This is a genomic window from Vibrio sp. S12_S33 (genome assembly GCF_963889785.1).
Lineage (GTDB): Bacteria > Pseudomonadota > Gammaproteobacteria > Enterobacterales > Vibrionaceae > Vibrio > Vibrio aestuarianus.
In genome coordinates, this window is the sequence record NZ_CAWPQZ010000301.1 from 1 (window position 1) to 319 (window position 319).

At 54.9% G+C, this 319-nt stretch carries 1 protein-coding gene; it reads right to left on the reverse strand.

Annotated features, from left to right (window positions below; all coding sequences use genetic code 11):
• The coding region (locus AACW06_RS20260; protein WP_202884129.1) for a hypothetical protein at positions 1-319 on the reverse strand (319 nt) is incomplete at both ends.

Genomic DNA, 319 nt, shown 5'->3' on the forward strand with positions numbered 1-319 from the left:
TCTGCGCCGTCACGCTGTACATACCTTCGTCAATCAATGATGGGATCGTAATAGCAGCGACACCATTTAACGTATCTAACAAGGTAACGGTGTAGGTTTGCGTTGTCACACTGCTATCTGGGTTGGTGATGGTTAACGTCACCGTATCACCCACTTCCACGCCCGTTGGAATACTTACCACCGTTTCAACGCCGTCACTGTTCTCTGCCACGCTCACGCTGCCGTCCGCGGCGTCCGCGATGGTGAGTGTTGGCGCCGCAGTTGGTGCGGTGGCGTCAAAATCAAACGTCACTGGCGCACTCTCACCACTGCTGTTGCC